Origin of the sequence: Bradyrhizobium prioriisuperbiae (genome assembly GCF_032397745.1) — a bacterium.
In the GTDB taxonomy this organism is placed as follows: Bacteria; Pseudomonadota; Alphaproteobacteria; order Rhizobiales; family Xanthobacteraceae; genus Bradyrhizobium_A; species Bradyrhizobium_A prioriisuperbiae.
On the sequence record NZ_CP135921.1, the window covers coordinates 7,582,296 to 7,603,115 of the forward strand.

21 protein-coding genes are annotated in these 20,820 nt (G+C 64.0%); 5 read left to right on the forward strand and 16 right to left on the reverse strand.

Annotation, left to right across the window (positions count from 1 at the left end; all coding sequences use genetic code 11):
• Positions 1–37: 37 nt before the first annotated feature.
• From RS897_RS35295 to RS897_RS35360, 14 genes are all read right to left on the reverse strand, one after another.
• Complete coding sequence (locus RS897_RS35295) at positions 38–1,003, reverse strand: AraC family transcriptional regulator (RefSeq protein ID WP_315833285.1); 966 nt, start codon at positions 1,001–1,003, stop codon at positions 38–40.
• Positions 1,004–1,188: 185 nt separating this feature from the next.
• Positions 1,189–3,309, reverse strand: a complete 2,121-nt coding sequence (locus tag RS897_RS35300; RefSeq protein WP_315833286.1) for a sodium-translocating pyrophosphatase — start codon at positions 3,307–3,309, stop codon at positions 1,189–1,191.
• Between the two features lie 220 nt (positions 3,310–3,529).
• Positions 3,530–4,531, reverse strand: coding sequence for a thiamine-phosphate kinase (gene thiL / locus RS897_RS35305; RefSeq protein WP_315833287.1), 1,002 nt, complete (start codon positions 4,529–4,531; stop codon positions 3,530–3,532).
• Between the two features lie 2 nt (positions 4,532–4,533).
• Positions 4,534–5,067 (reverse strand): transcription antitermination factor NusB, encoded by a 534-nt coding sequence (nusB, locus tag RS897_RS35310; RefSeq protein WP_315833288.1) that lies wholly within the window; start codon positions 5,065–5,067, stop codon positions 4,534–4,536.
• Positions 5,068–5,069: 2 nt separating this feature from the next.
• Complete coding sequence (ribH, locus tag RS897_RS35315) at positions 5,070–5,561, reverse strand: 6,7-dimethyl-8-ribityllumazine synthase (protein ID WP_315833289.1); 492 nt, start codon at positions 5,559–5,561, stop codon at positions 5,070–5,072.
• 141 nt (positions 5,562–5,702) lie between these two features.
• On the reverse strand, positions 5,703–6,320 hold the full coding sequence (locus tag RS897_RS35320; protein WP_407654366.1) for a demethoxyubiquinone hydroxylase family protein: 618 nt from the start codon (positions 6,318–6,320) through the stop codon (positions 5,703–5,705).
• Positions 6,317–8,173 (reverse strand): acyl-CoA synthetase, encoded by a 1,857-nt coding sequence (locus RS897_RS35325; protein ID WP_315833290.1) that lies wholly within the window; start codon positions 8,171–8,173, stop codon positions 6,317–6,319. The genes RS897_RS35320 and RS897_RS35325 overlap by 4 nt, the downstream gene beginning before the upstream one ends.
• A 58-nt stretch (positions 8,174–8,231) precedes the next feature.
• Positions 8,232–8,843, reverse strand: coding sequence for a riboflavin synthase (locus RS897_RS35330; protein ID WP_315833291.1), 612 nt, complete (start codon positions 8,841–8,843; stop codon positions 8,232–8,234).
• Positions 8,844–9,989 carry a bifunctional diaminohydroxyphosphoribosylaminopyrimidine deaminase/5-amino-6-(5-phosphoribosylamino)uracil reductase RibD gene (gene ribD, locus RS897_RS35335; protein WP_315833292.1) on the reverse strand — a complete coding sequence of 382 codons (1,146 nt, stop codon included), beginning with the start codon at positions 9,987–9,989 and terminating at the stop codon, positions 8,844–8,846.
• Complete coding sequence (gene nrdR / locus RS897_RS35340; RefSeq protein WP_315833293.1) at positions 9,986–10,468, reverse strand: transcriptional regulator NrdR; 483 nt, start codon at positions 10,466–10,468, stop codon at positions 9,986–9,988. Before nrdR ends, ribD begins: the two co-directional genes overlap by 4 nt.
• A 29-nt stretch (positions 10,469–10,497) precedes the next feature.
• Positions 10,498–11,808 carry a serine hydroxymethyltransferase gene (gene glyA / locus RS897_RS35345; RefSeq protein ID WP_315833294.1) on the reverse strand — a complete coding sequence of 437 codons (1,311 nt, stop codon included), beginning with the start codon at positions 11,806–11,808 and terminating at the stop codon, positions 10,498–10,500.
• 198 nt (positions 11,809–12,006) lie between these two features.
• Entirely contained in the window at positions 12,007–12,399 is a 393-nt protein-coding gene (locus tag RS897_RS35350; RefSeq protein ID WP_315833295.1) for a thiol-disulfide oxidoreductase DCC family protein, read from the reverse strand.
• A gap of 170 nt (positions 12,400–12,569) precedes the next feature.
• The gene (ldtR, locus tag RS897_RS35355; RefSeq protein ID WP_315833296.1) at positions 12,570–13,085 is read right to left on the reverse strand and encodes a transcriptional regulator LdtR; all 516 of its coding nucleotides are present in this window, start codon (positions 13,083–13,085) and stop codon (positions 12,570–12,572) included.
• 485 nt (positions 13,086–13,570) lie between these two features.
• Positions 13,571–14,035: a DUF6163 family protein gene (locus tag RS897_RS35360; protein ID WP_315833297.1), complete on the reverse strand. Its 465-nt coding sequence runs from the start codon at positions 14,033–14,035 to the stop codon at positions 13,571–13,573.
• 168 nt (positions 14,036–14,203) lie between these two features.
• Between RS897_RS35360 and hemB the strand changes: the two genes are divergently transcribed.
• The 3 genes from hemB to RS897_RS35375 all read left to right on the forward strand — a co-directional run bounded on the left by hemB (position 14,204) and on the right by RS897_RS35375 (position 16,776).
• Positions 14,204–15,262 carry a porphobilinogen synthase gene (hemB, locus tag RS897_RS35365; protein ID WP_315833298.1) on the forward strand — a complete coding sequence of 353 codons (1,059 nt, stop codon included), beginning with the start codon at positions 14,204–14,206 and terminating at the stop codon, positions 15,260–15,262.
• Positions 15,263–15,368: 106 nt separating this feature from the next.
• The gene (locus tag RS897_RS35370) at positions 15,369–15,932 is read left to right on the forward strand and encodes an RDD family protein (RefSeq protein ID WP_315833299.1); all 564 of its coding nucleotides are present in this window, start codon (positions 15,369–15,371) and stop codon (positions 15,930–15,932) included.
• Between the two features lie 70 nt (positions 15,933–16,002).
• Positions 16,003–16,776 (forward strand): arginyltransferase, encoded by a 774-nt coding sequence (locus RS897_RS35375; RefSeq protein WP_315833300.1) that lies wholly within the window; start codon positions 16,003–16,005, stop codon positions 16,774–16,776.
• Between the two features lie 71 nt (positions 16,777–16,847).
• Here RS897_RS35375 and RS897_RS35380 read toward each other — a convergent pair whose 3' ends face one another.
• Positions 16,848–17,468: an FMN-dependent NADH-azoreductase gene (locus RS897_RS35380; protein ID WP_315833301.1), complete on the reverse strand. Its 621-nt coding sequence runs from the start codon at positions 17,466–17,468 to the stop codon at positions 16,848–16,850.
• A 103-nt stretch (positions 17,469–17,571) separates the two neighbouring features.
• Between RS897_RS35380 and RS897_RS35385 the strand changes: the two genes are divergently transcribed.
• Positions 17,572–17,982, forward strand: coding sequence for a winged helix-turn-helix transcriptional regulator (locus RS897_RS35385; RefSeq protein ID WP_315833302.1), 411 nt, complete (start codon positions 17,572–17,574; stop codon positions 17,980–17,982).
• Positions 17,983–18,025: 43 nt separating this feature from the next.
• Here the strand turns inward: RS897_RS35385 and RS897_RS35390 are convergent, their stop codons facing one another.
• Entirely contained in the window at positions 18,026–19,408 is a 1,383-nt protein-coding gene (locus RS897_RS35390; protein WP_407654367.1) for an Nramp family divalent metal transporter, read from the reverse strand.
• 154 nt (positions 19,409–19,562) lie between these two features.
• Between RS897_RS35390 and RS897_RS35395 the strand changes: the two genes are divergently transcribed.
• Entirely contained in the window at positions 19,563–20,819 is a 1,257-nt protein-coding gene (locus tag RS897_RS35395) for an MFS transporter (protein WP_315833303.1), read from the forward strand.
• The last annotated feature ends 1 nt before the right edge of the window (position 20,820 follow it).

A 20,820-nucleotide genomic window follows, 5' to 3' on the forward strand; every position in this document is an offset into this window, starting at 1 on the left:
ACGACAACGCCGACGTTCGACGATGGCGGCCAGCGGATTATTTTCGGTCGACGATTGCTTGACGGTAATCCATTGGTACCTCGCCGAAAGCTTTTCGAAACACCCGATAGAACGTCGCGAGACTGTCGAAACCGCACGACAGCGCAATCGTCGACACCGTTCTCTCGGCCGGCTGCATCAGCAAGACGCTTGCATGCTCCAGCCGATTCGACATGAGATAACGCGCGAAGCTGGTCCCGGTCGGCTCGAACAGCAGATGAAGCTGGCGAACCGAAATGCCGAGCATTCCCGCGATCATCGCCGGCGACAGCTCGGCGCGATGGAAATATCTGGCAATCAGATCCTGCGCGCACATCAGGCGGCCTGCGCGGACCGCCGAGCGCACCGGCTCCTCGTAGCTGGTGACGAGACCACGCACGGCAAGCGCGATCTGCGCCAGCGTCAGAACGCCAGCCTGCCGCTCGGCTTCGGTCAGTTGCGGTGCGCGCGCGAGAAATGCGGAAAAATAAGCCGACAGCAGCGCATTCAACCTGCCGTCGCGATGCAGCAACTGCGGCGACAGATCCTGCTCCTTACGCAGAAACGGCATACAGATCGTGAAAGGTATCTTCAAGACGCGAAGGTGGAAACCCTCGTCGGTGGTGGGGCGGGTCGCGTAAGGCAAGTCGGTATGGCTGGTCGCCACCGCTCCCGCCGGCACCGTGAACTCCGCATTGCGGGCCGTGCCGAACCAGGCTTCACCCCGAATTTGCTGATAGAGACAGACGCTGTTGCCGGGCGCGCTGGAGATATCAGCCGCTGTCCGCTTCACGGCGTAGGGCGATGCATGCAGCTCAACCAGCGTCGCCTCCGCAATCGGCTCGGCGGAAAACACGCCGTGGAATCCCGCACGTTTTGACGGCTCGAGTTCGGCCGACACGCCGAACAGGTGTTTGGAACGCACCTCGCGCCAGAACGAAAAACGATACGCCGCTGGCAAGTCCTCGGTGGACCAGGTTGGCATGAAAAAGCCCCGATGAAATCAGCTCGATCCAATACGGTTCGAACACTAACATCAATTTATCATTTCGAACGACAACACCGTGCATGGGATGTGAACGTCAGTTCACATCGAGATAGCGCCAGCACAAAAACCGAAAGGGCCCGCGCTGGTGCGGACCCTTCCTTATCCAACAGACGCCGAACGGCTTAGTGGGCGAGGATCGCCAGCAGCAGCAGCGCGACGATGTTGGTGATCTTGATCATCGGGTTGACGGCGGGGCCCGCCGTATCCTTGTAGGGGTCGCCGACGGTATCACCGGTCACCGCCGCCTTGTGGGCATCGGATCCCTTGCCGCCGTGATGGCCGTCCTCGATGTACTTCTTGGCGTTGTCCCAGGCGCCGCCGCCCGAGGTCATCGAAATCGCGACAAACAGGCCGGTCACGATGACGCCGAGCAGCATGGCGCCCACGGCCGAGAAGGCCGCCGACTTGCCGGCCACTCCGCCACCCGCGATCGCGTAGATCACGAAGTAGACAAAGATCGGCGACAACACCGGCAGCAGCGACGGAATGATCATTTCCTTGATCGCCGCCTTGGTCAGAAGGTCAACGGCCTTGCCGTAATCCGGCTTGTCCTTGCCCTGCATGATGCCCGGCTTTTCACGGAACTGGCGACGCACCTCCTCCACGATGGCGCCGGCCGCGCGGCCGACCGCCGTCATGCCCATCGCGCCAAACAAGTACGGCAGCAGACCACCGAACAGGAGGCCGACCACGACGTAGGGGTTGTTGAGCGAGAAGTCCGGTGCGACGCCGGCGAAGTAGGAGTTCGGTGCCGCGTTGGCCACGAAGAACTTGAGGTCTTCGTTGTAGGCCGCAAACAACACCAGCGCGCCGAGGCCGGCGGAGCCGATGGCGTAGCCCTTGGTCACCGCCTTGGTGGTGTTACCGACCGCGTCGAGCGCGTCGGTGGCCTTGCGCACTTCCTTGGGAAGACCGGCCATTTCGGCAATGCCGCCGGCATTGTCGGTGACCGGACCGAAGGCGTCGAGCGCGACCACCATGCCGGCCAGCGCCAGCATGGTGGTGGTCGCGATCGCAATGCCGAACAGCCCCGCAAGGCCGTAGGTGACCAGGATGCCGGCGATGATGACGATTGCCGGAAGCGCGGTCGACTCCATCGAGATCGCCAGACCCTGGATCACGTTGGTGCCGTGGCCGGTGACGGAGGCCTGGGCAATCGATTTCACCGGACGATAGTCCGTACCGGTGTAGTATTCGGTGATCCAGATCAGCAGACCCGTCACCGCAAGACCCGCGATGCCGCATTCGAACAGCGCCAAACCAGTGTAGTTGACGCCTGCCAGCGGACCGAAGCCGATCAGTTGGTTGATCACGAAGCCGACGCCGACCAGCGACAGAACGCCGGTGGCGATCAGTCCCTTGTACAGCGCGCCCATGATCGACTGACTGGCGCCGAGCTTCACAAAGAACGTGCCGATGATCGAGGTAATGATGCAGATGCCGCCAATCGCGAGCGGCAATGTCATCATGTTGACCAGCAATGCCGATTTGGCAAAGAAGATCGCGGCCAGCACCATGGTGGCGACCGCGGTCACCGCATAGGTCTCGAACAGGTCGGCGGCCATGCCGGCGCAGTCACCGACGTTGTCGCCGACGTTGTCGGCGATGGTCGCCGGGTTGCGCGGATCGTCTTCCGGAATACCGGCTTCGACCTTGCCGACGAGATCGCCGCCGACGTCAGCGCCCTTGGTGAAGATGCCGCCGCCGAGACGGGCGAAGATCGAGATCAGCGAGGCGCCGAAGCCGAGCGCCACCAGGGCGTCGATCACCGTGCGGCTGTTCGGAGCGAGATTGAGGAAGTGCGTCAGATAGCCGAAGTAGATGGTGACGCCGAGCAGAGCGAGACCGGCCACCAGCATGCCGGTGATGGCGCCTGCCTTGAAGGCGAGTTCGAGCCCGCCAGCCAGCGACTTGGTCGCCGCCTGCGCGGTCCGCACGTTGGCGCGAACCGACACGTTCATGCCGATGAAGCCAGCGGCACCGGACAGCACAGCGCCGATCAGGAAGCCGACCGCGACCGGCAGACCGAGGAAGTAAGCCAGCAGTGCGAAGATGACGACACCGACGATCGCGATGGTCGTGTATTGGCGGCGCAGGTAAGCCTGTGCGCCTTCGGCAACGGCAGCGGCAATTTCCTGCATACGGGCGTTGCCAGCGTCAGCGCTGAGGACCGACGAGGTCGCCCAGATGGCGTAGACAATGGAGAGTGCTCCAGCGAGCACGATCAACCATAGAGTTGTCATGAATTCAGCCTCAATCCTTATTTGTTTCCCCACGACGTCCCCTCACCCCGAAAGCCGGAGGACGTCAAAAAATAAGGCAGGCCCCGCCAAAAGGCAGAAGCTGCCTTAATTCGGCGCGAACAATGCCAAAATCGTCCCCCCGACGCAACGCCACGCGGCAGGCGCCGGGCGCGCGCCTCCCAACAATAGGTCAACGCTTGCGGTGAAGACCGGGAAACGCTCAGAAATGGCTATAGGACAAGCGTGAAAGGGCGATCGTGCGCCCCTGCCCGTCGACAAAGGCCGGGGCCGACGACCCTGCCAGCACGGCGCCGATCTCGGTCACGGCAACGCCCGTCCCGACCGCCTGGGCCAGGAAATCCGCCAGGCGATTCTCGGGCACGGTGCACAGCACCTCGTAGTCGTCGCCGCCGGCCAGGATGGTTTCCAGGGTCGCCGCCCCCTTCGCCAGCGCGGCCCGGGTCGCCGGCGACACCGGGACGGCATCGGCCTCAATCCTGGCGGAGACGCCCGACGCCGCGCAGAGCTTGGCGAGATCGCCGGCCAGACCATCCGACACATCCATGGCGGCGCTGGCATGATCGCGCACCACGACCGCAAGTGCATTCCGCGGCGCGGGCACCCGGTAGCGGCCGACCAGTGCGACACGGGACGCCGCATCGTCGGCCAGCGCCGCAGCGACCTTGCCGTCCCGCAGCACGTCAAGACCGAGCGCCGCATCGCCGATCGTGCCGGTGACGCAGATCCGGTCGCCGGCCTTCGCGCCGGTGCGGCGAACCATCCGGCCCGGCGGCACCCGGCCGAAGGCGGTGATCGAGATCATCAGCGGGCCTGGCGTCGACACCGTGTCCCCTCCCAGAATGGGACAGCCGAACGTGGCCGCGTCCTCGCCAAGCGCCCGCGCGAACGACGACAGCCAGGCATCGTCGGCGTCACGCAGCGCCAGCGTCAACACGAAACCGGCCGGCGCCGCGCCCTTGGCGGCCAAATCGGACAGGTTCACCCGCAGCGCCTTGCGCGCGATGGTGTCGGGCGGATCGGCGGCAAGAAAATGCACGCCTTCGACGACGGCATCGGTGGTGACCACCAGATCGTCGCCTAACGATGTCAGGATGGCGGCATCGTCGACCAGGTTGAAAGCGCCGGGATCGGTGGCGAGCGGCCGGAAATAGCGGGCGATCAGCGAATCTTCACCGGATGCGCTGACACCGGACGCGGTCATGGCTAGCCGCCGGCCCGCGTGAATTCCTCGGCGCGGAAGTGGCGGCCGAGCTGGTCGAGCACCGCATTGACGAGGCCGGTCTCGTCACGATCGACAAAGGCGTTGGCGACGTCGACATATTCCTTGATCACGACGCGGGCCGGAACGTCCTTGCGGTGCTCAAGTTCGTAGGCCCCTGCCCGCAGCACAGCACGCAGGATGGCGTCGATGCGTTTCAGCGGCCAGCCCTTGGACAGCGCATCATCCAGAAGCGGATCGATCTGGGCCTGGTCGCGGACCACCCCGGAGACGACGTCGCGGAAGAACGCGGCTTCGGCCGGTAAATAAGTGTCGCCCTCGATCTCGTTGCCAAGCCAGTGGCTTTCGAACTCGGCGAAGATATCGTTGATGCCCGCGCCGGCGATGTCCATCTGGTAAAGCGCCTGGACCGCTGCAAGCCGTGCGGCCCCGCGCCGGTTGGCTTTGCCATCGCCTTTCTTAGGGTCAGCTTTCTTCGAGTCAGTTTTCTTGGCGTCGGCTTTCTTCGGATCCGGCATGATCACGCCCTTGCCAAACGGCGCTTGATGCGCAGCATCGCCAGTGCCGCGCGCGCCGCGTCACCTCCCTTGTCGAGTTCGCCCTTGCGCGCCCGCGCCCAGGCCTGCTCGTCGGTGTTGACAGTGATGATGCCGTTGCCGAGCGGAATGCGGCGCGCCACTGACAGGTCCATCAGCGCGCGCGAGGATTCCATCGAAACGATTTCGAAATGGATGGTGTCGCCCCGCACCACGCAGCCGAGCGCGATCACCGCATCGTACGGCTTACCGGTCTTCTCGGCGGCATCGAGCGCGATCGCGATTGCCGCCGGAATCTCCAGCGCGCCGGGAACGGTCAGGATATCATGGGTCAGTCCAGCCGCATCCAGTTCGGCGCGCGCGCCGTCCAGCAGAGCGTCCTGAATGTCATCATAGAACCGTGCCTCGACGATCAGCGCGCGGGCGCCGCGAATGTCGGTCTGGTCTTTCAAAGGTGCGCGTCGGGCGTCGGCCATCGTTCGTTCCGGTCGTCTTCTGAATGGGGCTGGCGGGTTTTAGTCGCAGCGCAGCAGGAAGCCAAGCCTAATACTGCCCGACAATCGAGATCTGCGCGAGGCGGAGGTCGGATCGTCGGGCAGCCCCCCAGCATGGACCGCTTACCTTTCGAGCAGGCTCAATTTCAGGGCGCGTGCCATTCGGCTGGAATCTCCCCAGGTGGACAACCAGATCAGGCCGTCCGTCACCACCGCGATAGTTGCGCGCAAACCACGAAGAAACACCCCTGGCGACCGCAATTGCGCCTCGGCGTGATGCAGATGCGCCAATTCCTCCTCCCGGATCGACAGGATGATCTTGTGCAGTTCCGCGTCGCGGTCTTTCAGGAAATGAAGTTGATCGTCGAGATGACGATGCACGGCGGCCTCGACCGCTGCCGTACAGGCCCAGATCCCCTGCCGACCCAGACATGCCGTGAGGAAACCAAGCAACCAGCCGCCGTAACTCCAGAAGTGCATGACACGACATGGCCGCGATTGCCGGGACGGCATCGCCGCACCAAAAATCGCACAGTGATTGCGTTCGTGCCGAAGCATCTCCGACAGCGCGGGCCGACAATCAGGCCAGAGCCATCCGGAGACGACGATCTGGGCGGAATAAATTCTGATGGCACCGAATTCGCCGGCATGATTGACCTTGACGATGCGGGCGATGGTCAGTGCGTCACGGGCATCGATCGGCGGAATCTTGCGAGCCGCCTCCGGATGCGACCCGCTCACGGCAGCACTTTGTAATCAAACAGGTATCCTTCCAGCACCGCTTCGATGGCAGACCGCCTGGGTGCATGTTTGGCATGCAAGGTCACCGTCACATCGGTGCCACGCTTGCCACCGGCGGTGACCTCAATACCGACATCGCCGTCGCCGGCGGCCTCCGCGATCCGGTCCGCGAGCAGCCGCTGCACCGCATCGTTGCGCAATTGCGGCTTGAATATCTTGCCGACGCTGGTCATCGGGATCGCATCGATGACGAAGACTTGCTTCGGCCAGGCCGGCCGCTCCGCGATATGGGGCTCGGCGAAGGCCCTGAGGTCGTCGGCGCTCACCTGTGCACCGGGCTTCAGCGCCACATAACAGACCGGCAGCTCACCGGCATAGCGATCCGGCTGCCCCACCGCCGCCGCCATCGCCACCGCCGGATGCGCCAGCAGCGCGTCCTCGATCAGCTGCGGGTCGATGTTGTGGCCACTGCGGATGATCAGGTCCTTGGAGCGGCCGGCGATGAACAGCCGCCCCTGCTCGTCGGTATAGGCAAGATCGCCGCTGTTGAGCTGGCCGTCACGCAGCGAGCCGGCATTGTGGGCGGGGTCGCGATAGCCCGGCGTCACGTTCGGCCCCGATACGGTCAGCACACCGATCTCGCGCGGGGCACAGGCATCACCGAGCGTGCAGTCGGGATTGAGCCTGCGCACCACGACGCTGGTGTAGGGCAACCGGCAGCCGACCGAGCCCGGCACCGGCTCGGCCGCCGCCGGATCGATCGCCACCAGCCCGCCGGTTTCGGTCATGCCGAGAATTTCGTGCACCTTGGTGCCGGTGATCGCCTGGAATTTTTCCGCGACGGTGCGCGGCAGCAGCGATGCGCCGGAAATGCTGTAGCGCGCCGACGAGATGTCGGCATCGACCGGCACATTGATCAGGGCGGCCAGCGCCGTCGGCACGCCGCCGATCACGGTGGCACGATAACGCTCGACGATGCGCCAGAAATTCTTGATGACGACCGGATTGCGCATGCCAGCCGGCGACAGCACGAGCACATTGGCGCCGGCGATGAAGAACGACAGCCCGCACGAGATCGTTGCCGCGACATGGAATAACGGCAGGCCGTTGGTCAGCACATCGGTCTCGCTGAGATCCTGCAGGATGGTGCCGCCGAACGCCGCCGCGATCTGGTTGCGGTGGGTATGAACCACGAGCTTGGGCAGACCGGTGGTGCCGCCGGTGTGGAAATAGGCCGCAACATCGTCGCCGCCGCGCGGCTTGCCGAACGTAAGCGCGCTGCCGTCCTGCAGTTTCAGGGTCGATGCGAAGCCGATCACGCCGTCCGGCAACGGCGCATCGGACACCGCCACCTGCACCAACTTGAGGTCGGGCAGCAGCTTGCCGACGGCGACGGCTTTGTCCCAGATATCCAGCTGCGGGTGGGGTCCGAGCGCAACCAGAATGGTGGCGCCGGAGGCGCGGACCAGGTCGGCGATGTTCTGGGCCTGCAGCAGGAAATTGATCGGCACCGCGTAACCCGCGGCCTCCGCCCCCCACAGCGTGAAGTGGGTCTCCACCAGGCTCGGCAGAATGTAGGCCACGCCGGGCGCGGGGCCGCCGATCGCGCTGAACAGGTTGGCGGCGCGGGTGACGCCCTCGAGCAGTTGCCGGTAGGAGACGAGGCGCGGCGCCTCATCGTCGGCACCGGTCATCAGCATGGTGAGCGCGGTGCGGTCCGGAAAGCGCGCGGCGCCCTTCTGGAAGATCTCGTAGACGCTGTGCGCATCGAAACGCTGTTCGAGCGTTTTTTCGGTTTCGAAACGGACGATGTCGGCCAGCGTTGCAATCGGATAGTCGTTGAACGCCGACATGCAGTCCCCCCAAGGCGAGCCAGATAGAGGGCATTTTGAGCGACAGCGGCAGCGCTGTCTACACGCGCATCTCGGTCAGCCGTGCGGCATAGCGGGCCATTAGATCGACCTCGATATTGACCTCGCGGCCGGCCTGCCAGTCGCCCAGCGTGGTCACCGTCAACGTGTGCGGGATGATCAGCACGGAAAAAATGTCGTCCGCCACCGTGTTCACGGTCAGCGAGACGCCATCAAGGGTGATCGAACCCTTGGGCGCGATAAAGCGGGCGAGCTCCCGCGGCGCGCGCAGCTCAAAACGCGCCATATCGGGCAGATCGTCGCGCACGACGATGGTGGCGATGCCGTCGGCATGGCCGGCGACGATATGCCCGCCGAGCTCGTCGCCGATCTTGAGCGCACGCTCGAGGTTGAGCCGGGTGCCTTTGGTCCATTCCCGCGCCGTGGTCATGCGCAGGGTCTCAGCCGCGGCATCGACATCGAACCAGGTCAGGCCGTCCGTGACGCCGGAGGCGACCACGGTCAGGCAGACGCCGTTGCAGGCGATCGAGGCGCCATCGGCAATCGTGGTCTGGTCATAACGGCAGGTGATGCGCAGCCGGTGCAGCTGGCCTTGTGCCGTCGGCGAGAGGCTGGCGATGTCGCCGACATCGGTGATGATACCTGTGAACATTTAAGCGCGCTCGTAGATCGTCAGAGTGTCGGAACCGAGGGTTTCGGTAGCACGTGTCAGCCAGTCCAGCGACTGGGTGATGGCCGTCAGCGGCATTGCGTCCAGCGCAGGCACGCCGTCGTCACCGATGGCCCGGGGTCCGCGCAACAGCCAGATCTCGTCGACAAGGCCGGCGCCGACGAACGATGCCGCAACCCTGGCGCCGCCCTCCACCATCAGCCGCGTGATGCCGCGACGCGCCAGGTCGTGCAGGACGTCCGGAAGCGAGAGGCCAGCCGGCCCCGCCGGGAGCCTGACAATCTGCGCGCCCTCGGCGCCGAGAATGGCAGCGGCCGGCGCTTCGGACGACGGCCCCGTCACCACCCAGAGCAGCGTCTGGCGGGCGGTTTTGGCCAGCCGGCTCGCCGGCTTCAGGCGCAAATGGGTATCCAGCACTACCCGCACCGGGGATAGCCCCTCCATACCCGGCAGCCGGCAGGTCAGCAGCGGATCATCTGCCCGCACGGTGCCAATACCGACAAGGATGGCGTCGCTCTGCGCCCGCAGCAGGTGGACGCGGGCCTGTGCCGCGGCGCCGGTGATCGCCACCGGCGTGTGCCCGGCCGCGGCAATACGATCGTCGGACGAGACTGCGAGCTTGAGAATGACATGGGGGCGCTTGTCGCGGACGCGGCGGAAGTGCCCGGCATGGTCGCGCGCCGCCTCATCCGCGTACAAACCGACATCGACCGTGACGCCGGCGGCGCGCAGCCGCGCATGGCCCTGCCCGGCCACTTCGGGGTTAGGATCCTCGACGGCACTGACCACCCGCGCGATGCCGGCTGATATCACCGCGTCGCAGCAGGGCGGCGTCTTGCCGTAATGGGAACAGGGCTCAAGGGTGACATAGAGCGTGGCGCCTCGTGCAGCCTCGCCGGCCCGCGCCAGCGCCTGCGGCTCCGCGTGGGGCCGGCCACCCGGCGCGGTCCAGCCACGGCCGAGGATGACTCCATCCTTGACCACAACGGCGCCGACGGCGGGATTGGGCCAGGTGCGGCCGCGGCCACGTCGTCCCAGCGCCAGCGCCAGTTGCATATAACGCCGGTCGGCGGCTTTGGCGTCGTTGAACTCCTGCGCGACTCGACCCTCCAGGATGCGGAAGATCATTTTCGCACGAGCAGCGGGCGCGGCTCGTCGTCGCCTGAGAGTTCGCCGAGCACGGCCTCGAAATCCTTGGCTTCGCGGAAATTGCGATAGACCGAGGCGAAGCGCACATAGGCCACGTCGTCGAGCTGGCGCAGATGCTCCATCACGATCTCTCCGATCGCCTCCGAGGAGACTTCGGCTTCGCCGCCGCTTTCCAGCTCGCGGACGATGGTCGAGACCATCTTTTCCACCCGCTCCGGCTCGACCGGGCGCTTGCGCAGGCTGATCTGCAGCGAACGTACCAGCTTGTCGCGATCGAACGGCACCCGCCGCCCGTTGCGCTTGATCACGGTGAGTTCGCGCAGCTGCACTCGCTCGAAGGTGGTGAAGCGGAAATTGCAGGCCATGCAGACGCGCCGGCGCCGGATCACGGCCGAGTCTTCGGTCGGCCGGGAATCCTTCACCTGGGTATCGAGGCTGTTACAGCTCGGGCAGCGCATCCAGCAGGACCTTTACTTTTGACTCAGCCTTACTGGTAGATCGGGAAGCGATCGGTCAATTCCTTGACCCGCTCCTTGACCGAGGCCTCGACCAGCGGGGCCTTGCCGTCGCTGGACTGCGCCACCGCATTCAGCACTTCCGAGATCAGCGCGCCGACCTGCTTGAACTCCGAGACGCCGAAGCCGCGGGTGGTTGCCGCCGGGGTGCCCAGCCGGATACCGGAGGTCACGAACGGCTTCTCGGGATCGAACGGGATGCCGTTCTTGTTGCAGGTGATCGCGGCGCGAACCAGCGCCTTCTCGGACACATTGCCCTTCAGGCCCTTGGGCCGCAGATCCACCAGCATCAGATGGTTGTCGGTGCCGCCGGAAACGATATCGAAGCCATTTGCGCGCAGTGATTCCGCAAGCGCCTTGGCATTTTCCACGACATTCTTCGCGTAGATCTTGAAGTCCGGCCGCAGCGCTTCGGCAAACGCCACCGCCTTGGCGGCGATCACATGCATCAGCGGGCCACCCTGCAGACCGGGGAAGATCGCCGAATTCAGCTTCTTGGCGAGAACCTCGTCGTTGGACAGGATCAGGCCGCCGCGCGGGCCGCGCAGCGACTTGTGGGTTGTCGTGGTGGTGACATGGGCATACGGCACCGGCGAGGCATGGACGCCGCCGGCGACCAGACCGGCAAAGTGGGCCATATCCACCAGGAAGTACGCGCCGACGCTGTCGGCGATCTCGCGGAAACGCTTGAAGTCCCAGGCCCGGGAATAGGCCGAGCCGCCGGCGATGATCAGCTTCGGCTTGACCTCTTCGGCCTGCTTCGCCACCGCGTCCATGTCGATGATCTGGTCTTCGCGGCGCACCGTGTAGTGCACCGGCTTGAACCATTTGCCGGACATGTTGACCGGAGCGCCGTGGGTGAGATGGCCACCCGCCGCAAGATCGAGGCCCATGAAGGTGTCGCCGGGCTGCAGCAGCGCCAGGAACACCGCCTGGTTCATCTGGCTGCCCGAGTTCGGCTGGACGTTGGCGAAATTAGCACCGAACAGCCGCTTGGCGCGGTCGATGGCGAGGTTTTCGGCCACATCGACGAATTCGCAGCCGCCGTAATAGCGCGCGCCCGGATAGCCTTCCGCGTACTTGTTGGTCATCACCGAGCCCTGCGCCTCCAGCACGGCGCGGCTGACGATGTTTTCCGACGCGATCAGCTCGATTTCATGCCGCTGACGACCGAGTTCACCCTGGATGGCGGCGGCGATCTCCGGGTCGGCTTCAGCAAGCGAGGCGGAGAAAAACGAGTCGGTGATCGAGGTGTTGGTCGAGGGTTTGGCGGACGAGCTCATGGGCGGAAATATCTCCACCGCCGCGGCCCTTTTTGGCCAGGGCGCGAACGGTCACGGTTGCAATCGAAAGCTGTTTGCGCGGGATACCATATCTGGAAGGGATAACCAAGTTCCGGTGCCGCGTGGCTGTTATTATACCAGATATGGAGCTTTTCGGCCGGCTTTGGTGTCATTTAGCCGGCAAATCCCGTGTCCAGCCTACCAATGCCCCTTCCACCGATTCCAAGCGTAAAGCCCATCGGCGAAGCGATCGTAGCCGAAACGCGTGACCGAGCGAACCACCGGCAGGCCGAGCAGGCGCCCGAGCCATCCCTCGCCCGGCGTCCTCAGCCAGATGGCGATAGCGCAGTCGGCCCCGACATACAGCCGCCCCTCCGCGTCCACACCGTACAACCGGCGCCGGACATCCTCGAGCCGTGCGCCGAAGCGGGAGAGCGCTTCCGGTTCGAAATTAATGTCCTGGAACTCGATTGCACCGGCCCGCGCCGCACGCACCAGCCGGCTGCGCTGCCAATCGATACCGGCGTTACCGACCGGACATTTGGTGTTGTACCAGACGGTGAGCTTCGAAAGCGGTCCCGATAGGAGCATGACGACGTCCCGGTGCGCCGCGTGTTTGCGAGCATCAGGAGCTTAACGTGCGTCTCGACAAAAAAGCACCGACCCGGAGACCGGATCGGCGCATGGCAGGGGAAATTGTTGTTGTGTCGTGGGGCCACCCGTCTTGCGCCGGTGTGCCCGTAATTGTGGTTTGATCGAACTCAGAGCCGATACAGGATCTGGTCGGTCCAGAAGCGCTCCAGGCGATGCAGCGACTTGTTGAGGCTCGCGAACTCCTCGTTCGAGATGCCACCAACCTGCTCCACCGTCTTGACGTGCTTCTGATACAGCGCGTCGACGATGCGGCGGATTTCCTGGCCCTGGGCGGTCAGACGGATGCGCACGGAGCGACGATCAACGCGCGAACGCTGATGATCGAGGAAGCCCATCTCGACAAGCTTCTTCAGATTGTACGAGACGTTCGAGCCGAGATAATAACCGCGGGTGCGCAGTTCGCCCGCCGTCAGTTCCTTGTCGCCGATATTGTAGAGCAACAACGCCTGCACCGAATTGATGTCGGCGCGGCCGCGACGATCGAACTCGTCCTTGATGACGTCGAGCAGGCGGCGGTGCAGACGCTCTACCAAAGTCAGTGCTTCAAGATAGAGCGGCTGCACGGCCTGCTTGCCGGCGTCGCGTTCAACGGGTTCAACCGCCGTAGCTACGGCTTTAATCATGACACTTCCCCTGTCGTCGTTTTATCGACTTGTGCGACGAAACTTGTGTCCCGTCTGATAACGCGAACGTAAGGGTCGCTTTTGAAGATCAGCTTAAACAACAGCATAAAGAGATCATGAATTTAAGAGAGTGAATCCTCGATTAAGCCCGAAAACAAAGGGCTTTTTGTAATCTTTAATTGAGGAAAAGGTCGCTCTGTTCACGCTTCGTCTGACGCGCTGTCGCGTTCCGGAACAGGACCGTTCAAATTCGAAATATTGCGGTAAGACCTGTGCCCGTTCGCCGTTCAAAATTCGATAACTATGGCGGCCCGCATACGTAAAAAAACGAGTGTCATTTCGATACAATTGAAAAGTTCTTATTCCCCGCACCGCAAAAATCTTGCGGCCATCTCGCTTCGCGAGGTCGTGTCGCCAAGTTCTTGTCGCTCTATCACGCTCGCGTTCTCAAATTCCGCGTCGCGCGTTGCCTGCACCGCGCATCTCTATGGCGGCCGCTCCAGTGCTGCCATCCACGCCAACGCGAGATAGCCGAGCAGCAGAACGCCTTCGACCCCGATGATCGCGATGCTGCCGCCATAGATGGTGGGAAACATCAGCTCGATCACCGCCATCGACACCACGGAGGTCAGCCACACCACCGCGCCCCACGGTGTCGCGAGCCACAACCCGACCGCCGCGACGAGTTCGATCACCGCGAAGTAAACCGTCGCGGTCTGCCAGGCCATCGACTGATTTTCGAACGCCTCGTCTTCGCCGCCGATGAAGCCGGTGACCTGGGCCCAATGATAGAGGCCCTTGATGATGGCAAGCACCGCCATCACCCGCAGGAAAATCACCAGCCGCCGCGTCCAGGCGCCGTCGCCGGATTCGGATGCGTTCGCGGCCACCGCCGATGTCATCGGCATGGTGTCGCGCGCGGCGTGATCGTGCGTGGTCGGGTCACTCATGAAAGATCGCGGTCATCTCGATATCGGTCGATGTCGACGGCGGCATGGGCATTATGTCCACGCCAGTCGCCTTCATTGTCCCTATATACGACCAAAATCAACCCGCGATCGTCCGATGACGGCAGCGGCGTGGGATGCTAGATCTTGACGTCAAACGGAGACCTGATCATGGCGATTAAGTTTGGACGGCCGATCGAGATGCGCGGCGAGCAGCGGGACACCGCAGTTGCCGCCCCCACCCTGGATCTGGCCGTTCGCCCGCGCCGCAACCGGAAAGCCGAATGGGCGCGCCGGATGGTGCGCGAAAACGTGATCACCACCGACGACCTGATCTGGCCGATGTTCGTGGTGGACGGCAGCGACAAGCGCCTTCCGGTGGCGTCGATGCCCGGCGTCGACCGCCTGACCGTCGACCAGGCGGTGCGTGATGCGGAGCGCGCCGCCAAGCTCGACATTCCCTGCATCGCCCTGTTCCCCTACACCGACCCGTCGCTGCGCGACGATGTCGGCAGCGAAGCGCTCAATGCGGACAACCTGGTGTGCCGTGCGACGCGCGCCATCAAGAAGGAATTCCCCGACATCGGCATCCTGTGCGATGTCGCGCTCGACCCGTTCACCAGCCATGGCCATGACGGCCTGCTCCGTGACGGCACCATCCTCAACGACGAGACCGTCGCAGTGCTGGTGAAGCAGGCGCTGGTGCAGGCGGAAGCCGGCTGCGACATTATCGCGCCGTCGGACATGATGGACGGCCGCGTCGGCGCCATCCGCGAGGCGCTCGACCACGCCGGCCTGATCGATGTGCAGATCATGGCCTATGCCGCGAAATACGCATCCGCCTTCTACGGCCCGTTCCGCGACGCCATCGGTTCGTCGAAAACGCTGACCGGCGACAAGCGCACCTATCAGATGGACTCAGCCAATTCCGACGAAGCGCTGCGCGAGGTCGAACTCGACATCGCCGAGGGCGCCGACATGGTGATGGTAAAACCCGGCCTGCCCTATCTCGATATTGTGCGCCGCGTGAAGGACACCTTCGCGATGCCGACCTTCGCTTATCAGGTGTCCGGCGAATACGCGATGATCGCAGCCGCCGCCGGCCATGGCTGGATCGACGGCGACCGCGCGATGCTGGAAAGCCTTTTGGCGTTCAAGCGCGCCGGCGCCGACGGCGTGCTGACCTACTTCGCACCCAAGGTCGCCGAGATGCTGAAGGCGCATCGCTAATGTCTGTCTGATTTTTAATCCGGCGAGCCCGGGTTCCGGCCCGGACCTCCCTCTTGTGCCCCAATTTGGGGATATCCATCTTTCGGTGGTCCGGAGGGAACTTGAAATGTCCGACTCATCGCGTGGCAATGGCTATCAGACTGGGACGACTTGGCGCAGTGGCGGCGGCTTTGACGCACAGCCTCACGCGTATGATCCCGCGACTCAGCCGGAGCTGTTCCGCGGCGTGCTGATTCGCCGGGTCGTGGCCTTCATCATCGACCTGATCGTGCTGTCGATTCCGATCCTGCTGTCGATCATCTTCATTGCCATCTTCGGCGTGCTGACGCTGAGCCTAGGCTGGATGCTGTTCGGGCTGGTAACGCCGTTCTCGGTGATCTGGGCACTGATCTATTACGGCATGACATTGGGCGGCCCGCATTCCGCCACCGTCGGCATGCGGCTGATGGACCTGCAACTGCGTACCTGGTACGGCGCTCCCGGCTATTTCGTGCTCGGTGCAGTGCACCCCGTGCTGTTCTGGGTATCGATCTCGGTCCTGAGCCCGCTGGTCGTGCTGGTCGGCCTGTTGAACGGCCGCAAGCGCCTGCTGCACGACATCGTGCTCGGCACGGTGATTATCAACAGCTCCGCACGGGTCGCCGCGTTCCAGCCGGCCCGCACGGTGTGACGAATTCGAAACACGTTGACCGCTACACTCCGGGCAGCGATCATACGTTATCCGGAGGCCCCCAAGTTCCGTGACGCAGCATTCGCGCGATACCCCGCAATTCTATCTCACGGCGCCCTCGCCGTGCCCTTATTTGCCGGGGCGGCACGAGCGCAAGGTGTTTACGCACCTCGTCGGAGACAAAGCCGGCGATCTCAATGACCTGCTGACCCATGGCGGCTTCCGCCGCAGCCAATCCATCGCCTACCGGCCGGCCTGCGACAATTGCCGGGCCTGCGTGTCGGTGCGGGTGATCGCCAACGAATTCCGCCCATCCCGCAACTTCCGCAAGGTGCTGGCGCGCAACAGCGACATCGTCGGCGAACTGCGCGCCGCGGCGCCGACATCCGAACAGTATTCGGTGTTTCGCGCCTACCTGGACGAGCGGCATCGCCATGGCGGGATGGCCGACATGACGGTGCTCGATTACGCCATGATGGTGGAGGACAGCCACGTCCAGACCCGGCTGATCGAATACCGCACCCGCAACGCCGACAGCGGCATCACCGGACGCGGCGACCGCCTGATCGCGGTTGCGCTGACCGATGTCCTCAGCGACGGACTGTCGATGGTGTATTCGTTCTTCGAGCCCGACGAGCGCGACCGCTCGCTGGGCACCTTCATGATCCTCGACCACATCACACGGGCGCGCCGGATGGGGCTTCCTTACGTCTATCTCGGCTACTGGATCGAAGGCTCGAAGAAGATGGACTACAAAGGGCGCTTCCTGCCGCAACAGCGGCTGGCCCCGAGCGGTTGGCTCCGCGTCGACGCCAATGGCGGCATCGCGGAGCCGCAGGACTGACTTTCTGCCAATAAAATAAAATATTTAGCTGAATTTTCTCATTTTGATTATCAACGCGTGCCGATCGCGTCTCAGGCTGCGCGGAGGCTGGTGGCAGCCTGCAATGCCGCGGAGAGCGCCTTCTCGCGCTGCTCGGGGCTGATCTGGATTCCGTCGGCGCTGATGATCTCGAGATCGGTGACGCCGATAAAACCGAACACCCAGCGCAGATAGGTCTCCAGGTGCTCCCCCGCCGCGAACGGCGTATCGGCGCCGTAGAAGCCGCCGCGCGAGACAACGACGATCACCCGCTTGCCGCCAGCCAGGCCCTGTACGCCCTTCTCGGAATAACTGAAGGTCTTGCCGGCAACCAGGATGCGATCGATCCAGGCCTTGAGCTGGCTCGGAATGGTAAAATTGTACATCGGCGCGCCGATGACCACGATGTCCGCCGCCAGGAACTCATCCAGCACGGCTTGGCTGGCAGAAATGTCCTGTTCCATGGCGACAGTTTCGGGCACCGCCCCGTGGGCGGCGGCCAGATGGGCGCCCGAGAGATGCGACAGCGGCGCGGAGCCGATATCGCGGTAAGTCACGTTCAGCCTGGGCGATGCCTTGTGCAAGCGGTCTACGACCGCCGCGGAGAGCTGCCGGGAGACGGAATTGCCGCCAAGAATGCTGGCGTCGATATGCAGAAGTTTGGTCCCACTCATTAGTCACCTTTTGGTATTAGGTATAAAATTGTACCCTAGACTATATGAGTGACCGCGCTTATATCCCGCAAGAAGGCACATTTTTGAGACCCGGACACATCCGTTGAACCCGCGCACATCGACCAACCCAAGTAACCTCAATGTTCTCGGCCTGACCGAGGCACCCGAGCACAGTGATTGTCGTGCGGTCAGCACGGTCCTCGCCCGAGTGGGCGACAAATGGAGCGTACTGGTCATCATGCTGCTGGTTGACGGTACGAAACGCTTCAACGAGCTGAAGCGAATGATCGGCGGCATCTCGCAGCGGATGCTGACGCTGACCCTGCGGGGCCTCGAGCGGGATGGCCTTGTGACCCGAACTGTCTTCCCGACAATCCCGCCGCGGGTCGACTATGAACTCACCGACCTCGGTCGGTCACTGGCCGAGCCTGTGAAAGCGCTCGGCATGTGGGCGTTCGATAACATGCCGGACATCCAGGCCGCACGACAGCACTTCGACACCAAGAACGATTGAGAAGCGGCCGACGCGATGAACCTCGCCACCACATGGCGCCGCATCAGCCAGTCACGAAATCCAGCACCAGCTTGGCGTTGAGCGCGATGATAATGGCCGCGATCAAAGCCGCCGCCATGGTCAGCCAGCGCGGCGCCACGAACACGCCCATCTTGGCCCGGCTTGCGGTGAACATCACCAGCGGCACGATCGCGAACGGCAGTTGCAGGCTGAGCACCACCTGGCTGAGGATCAGAAGCTGCCCGGTGCCCTTCTCGCCGTACCAGACCGTCACCAGCGCTGCCGGCACGATGGCGATCATGCGAGTGATCATGCGGCGCAGCCAGGGCGCCACCTTGATGTTGATGAAGCCTTCCATCACGATCTGACCCGACAACGTCGCGGTCACGGTCGAATTCAGGCCGCAGCACAACAGCGCGATGCCGAACAGGGTCGGCGCCAGCGCCGATCCCAGCAGCGGCGCCAGGAAGGCATGGGCCTGATCCAGCTCGGCGACATCGGTCTTGCCCGCCTTGTTGAAGGTGGCGGCGGCCAGGATCAGGATCGAAGCGTTGATGGTCAGCGCGAGGCACAGCGCGATGGTGGAATCGATGGTGGAGAGCTTGATCGCCTCGTGCTTGTCCTCGTCGCTGTCGCCATAGCCGCGGGTCTGCACCAGTCCCGAATGCAGATAGAGATTGTGCGGCATCACGGTGGCCCCGAGAATACCGAGCGCAAGATAGAGCATGTCTTTGTTGGCGACGATGTCGACGGTGGGGGCGAAGCCGCGAATCACCGCGCCCCAGTCCGGATCAGCCATCGCGATCTGCACCGCGAAGCATGCGGCGATGACGCCGAGCAGCGCCACCACGAAGGCCTCGACCCAGCGGAAGCCGAGCCACTGCAGGCCAAGGATGACGAACACGTCGACCGCGGTAATCAGCACGCCGATTTCCAGCGGAATCCCGAACAGCAGATTGAGCCCGATCGCCGTGCCGATGATCTCGGCGAGATCGGTCGCCGTGATGGCGATCTCAGCGAACAACCACAGCGGCCATGACGCCCATTTCGGAAACGCATCGCGACAGGCCTGCGCCAGATCTCGGCCCGAACCAACGCCGAGCCGTGCGCACAGCGCCTGCAGGATGATCGCCATGATGTTGGAGATCAGCGCGACGGTGAGCAGCGCGTAGCCGAATTTGGAGCCGCCGGCGAGCGAGGTCGCCCAGTTGCCGGGATCCATGTAACCGACGGCGACGAGATAGCCAGGGCCGAGGAAGGCCGCCAGCTTGCGCCAGAACGAGCCGCCTTTGGCCACCCGGATCGAGCCGAACACATTGGCCAGCGACGGCTCGCCACGCGCGGTGCGCCAGCCGCGGTTCGGCATGATGTCATGGGGCACCGCCGGAATCGGTTCCGATGGCCCCAAGGGGGTTTTTGCATCCATGGTGGCAGAACACCACAGAACGCCCTTTGTTGCAAATAATTTGCAACTGCATCTGATCCCAAGGCCGTGTTCCCGCCCGCATGTCCGAAATCGGGTGGGTTGGCCCCTCGCCGTCCCCTACCGTCGGGTCATTCAACGATGAAAGACCGGACCCATGCCGATTCCCCTCACCCCGCAGTTGCCCTCCTCGTTCAATCGCCTGGCGTGGTCTAACCTCGCCGCGCAATCCGCGGAGCAGATCGCGCTCGCCACCGCCCCGATCGTCGCCGTGCTGCTGCTGGGTGTCGGCGAAGGAGAGACCGGCGCGCTGCAGACCGCACTGACGCTACCTTTCATGCTGTTCGCCATCCCCGCCGGCCTGCTGGCCGACCGGATGTCGCGGCGCTGGCTGATGACCGCGGCCGAGGCTCTGCGCGCCATCGCGCTGTTTGCCATCCTGGCACTGATCTCGCTGAAGCTCCTGACCATGCCGCTGCTGGCGCTGCTTGGTTTCATCTCGGTGTGCGGCACGGTGATATACAGCGTCGCGGCACCGGCGCTGGTGCCCTCGCTGGTCAATTCGGACACACTCGCCGCGGCCAACGCACGCATCGAACTGGCCCGCACCGTGGCGTTCGCCGCAGGCCCTGCGCTCGGGGGCGTGCTGGTGGGGTTTCTCGGGGCAGCGCCGGCGTTCGGTGTTGCCGCGGCTCTCTCGGTGATCGCAGTCGCGATGCTGATGCGGGTGCCGGAGCCAGCGCGGCAGCCGATAGCGCAGCGTCATCCGCTGCAGGAGATCAAGGAAGGCGCCGCCTTCGTCTTCACCCACCATCTGCTGCGACCGGTGTTCATCACCCAGTTCATCTTCAACACCTCGTCGTTCATCGTGCTCGCGGTGTTCGTGCCGTACGCGGTGCGCCACCTGCATCTGTCGGCCACGGGCGTCGGCACGACGCTGGCCATGTACGGCGTCGGCATGATCATCGGCGCGCTGCTGGCGACGCGGGTGCTGCGCAGACTGCCGTTCGGCACCGTGGTCGGGCTCGGACCGATCTCGGGCTTCCTCGCGGCCGCCATCCTGGCTTTGACCGTCCATGCACCGATCCCGGCGCTAGCCGGCCTCGGCTTCTTCTTCCTCGGGGTGGGGCCGATCCTGTGGGTGATCAGCACCACAACACTGCGCCAGGCGGTGACGCCGTCACGCCTGCTCGGCCGCGTCTCCGCCATCAACATCATGAGCTATGCCGCGCGTCCGCTCGGCGCAGGGATCGGCGCGATCACCGGCGCCGCCTATGGCGCGGAAGCCTGCCTCTACCTGGCGGTGGCCGGCTTCGGCCTGCAGGCGCTGGTCATCCTGATGTCGCCGGCCGTGGGGCTCGCCCGACAGCCGGAGATGTTCGACGAGCGCAAGGTGGCGTGCCAGAAATCATGAC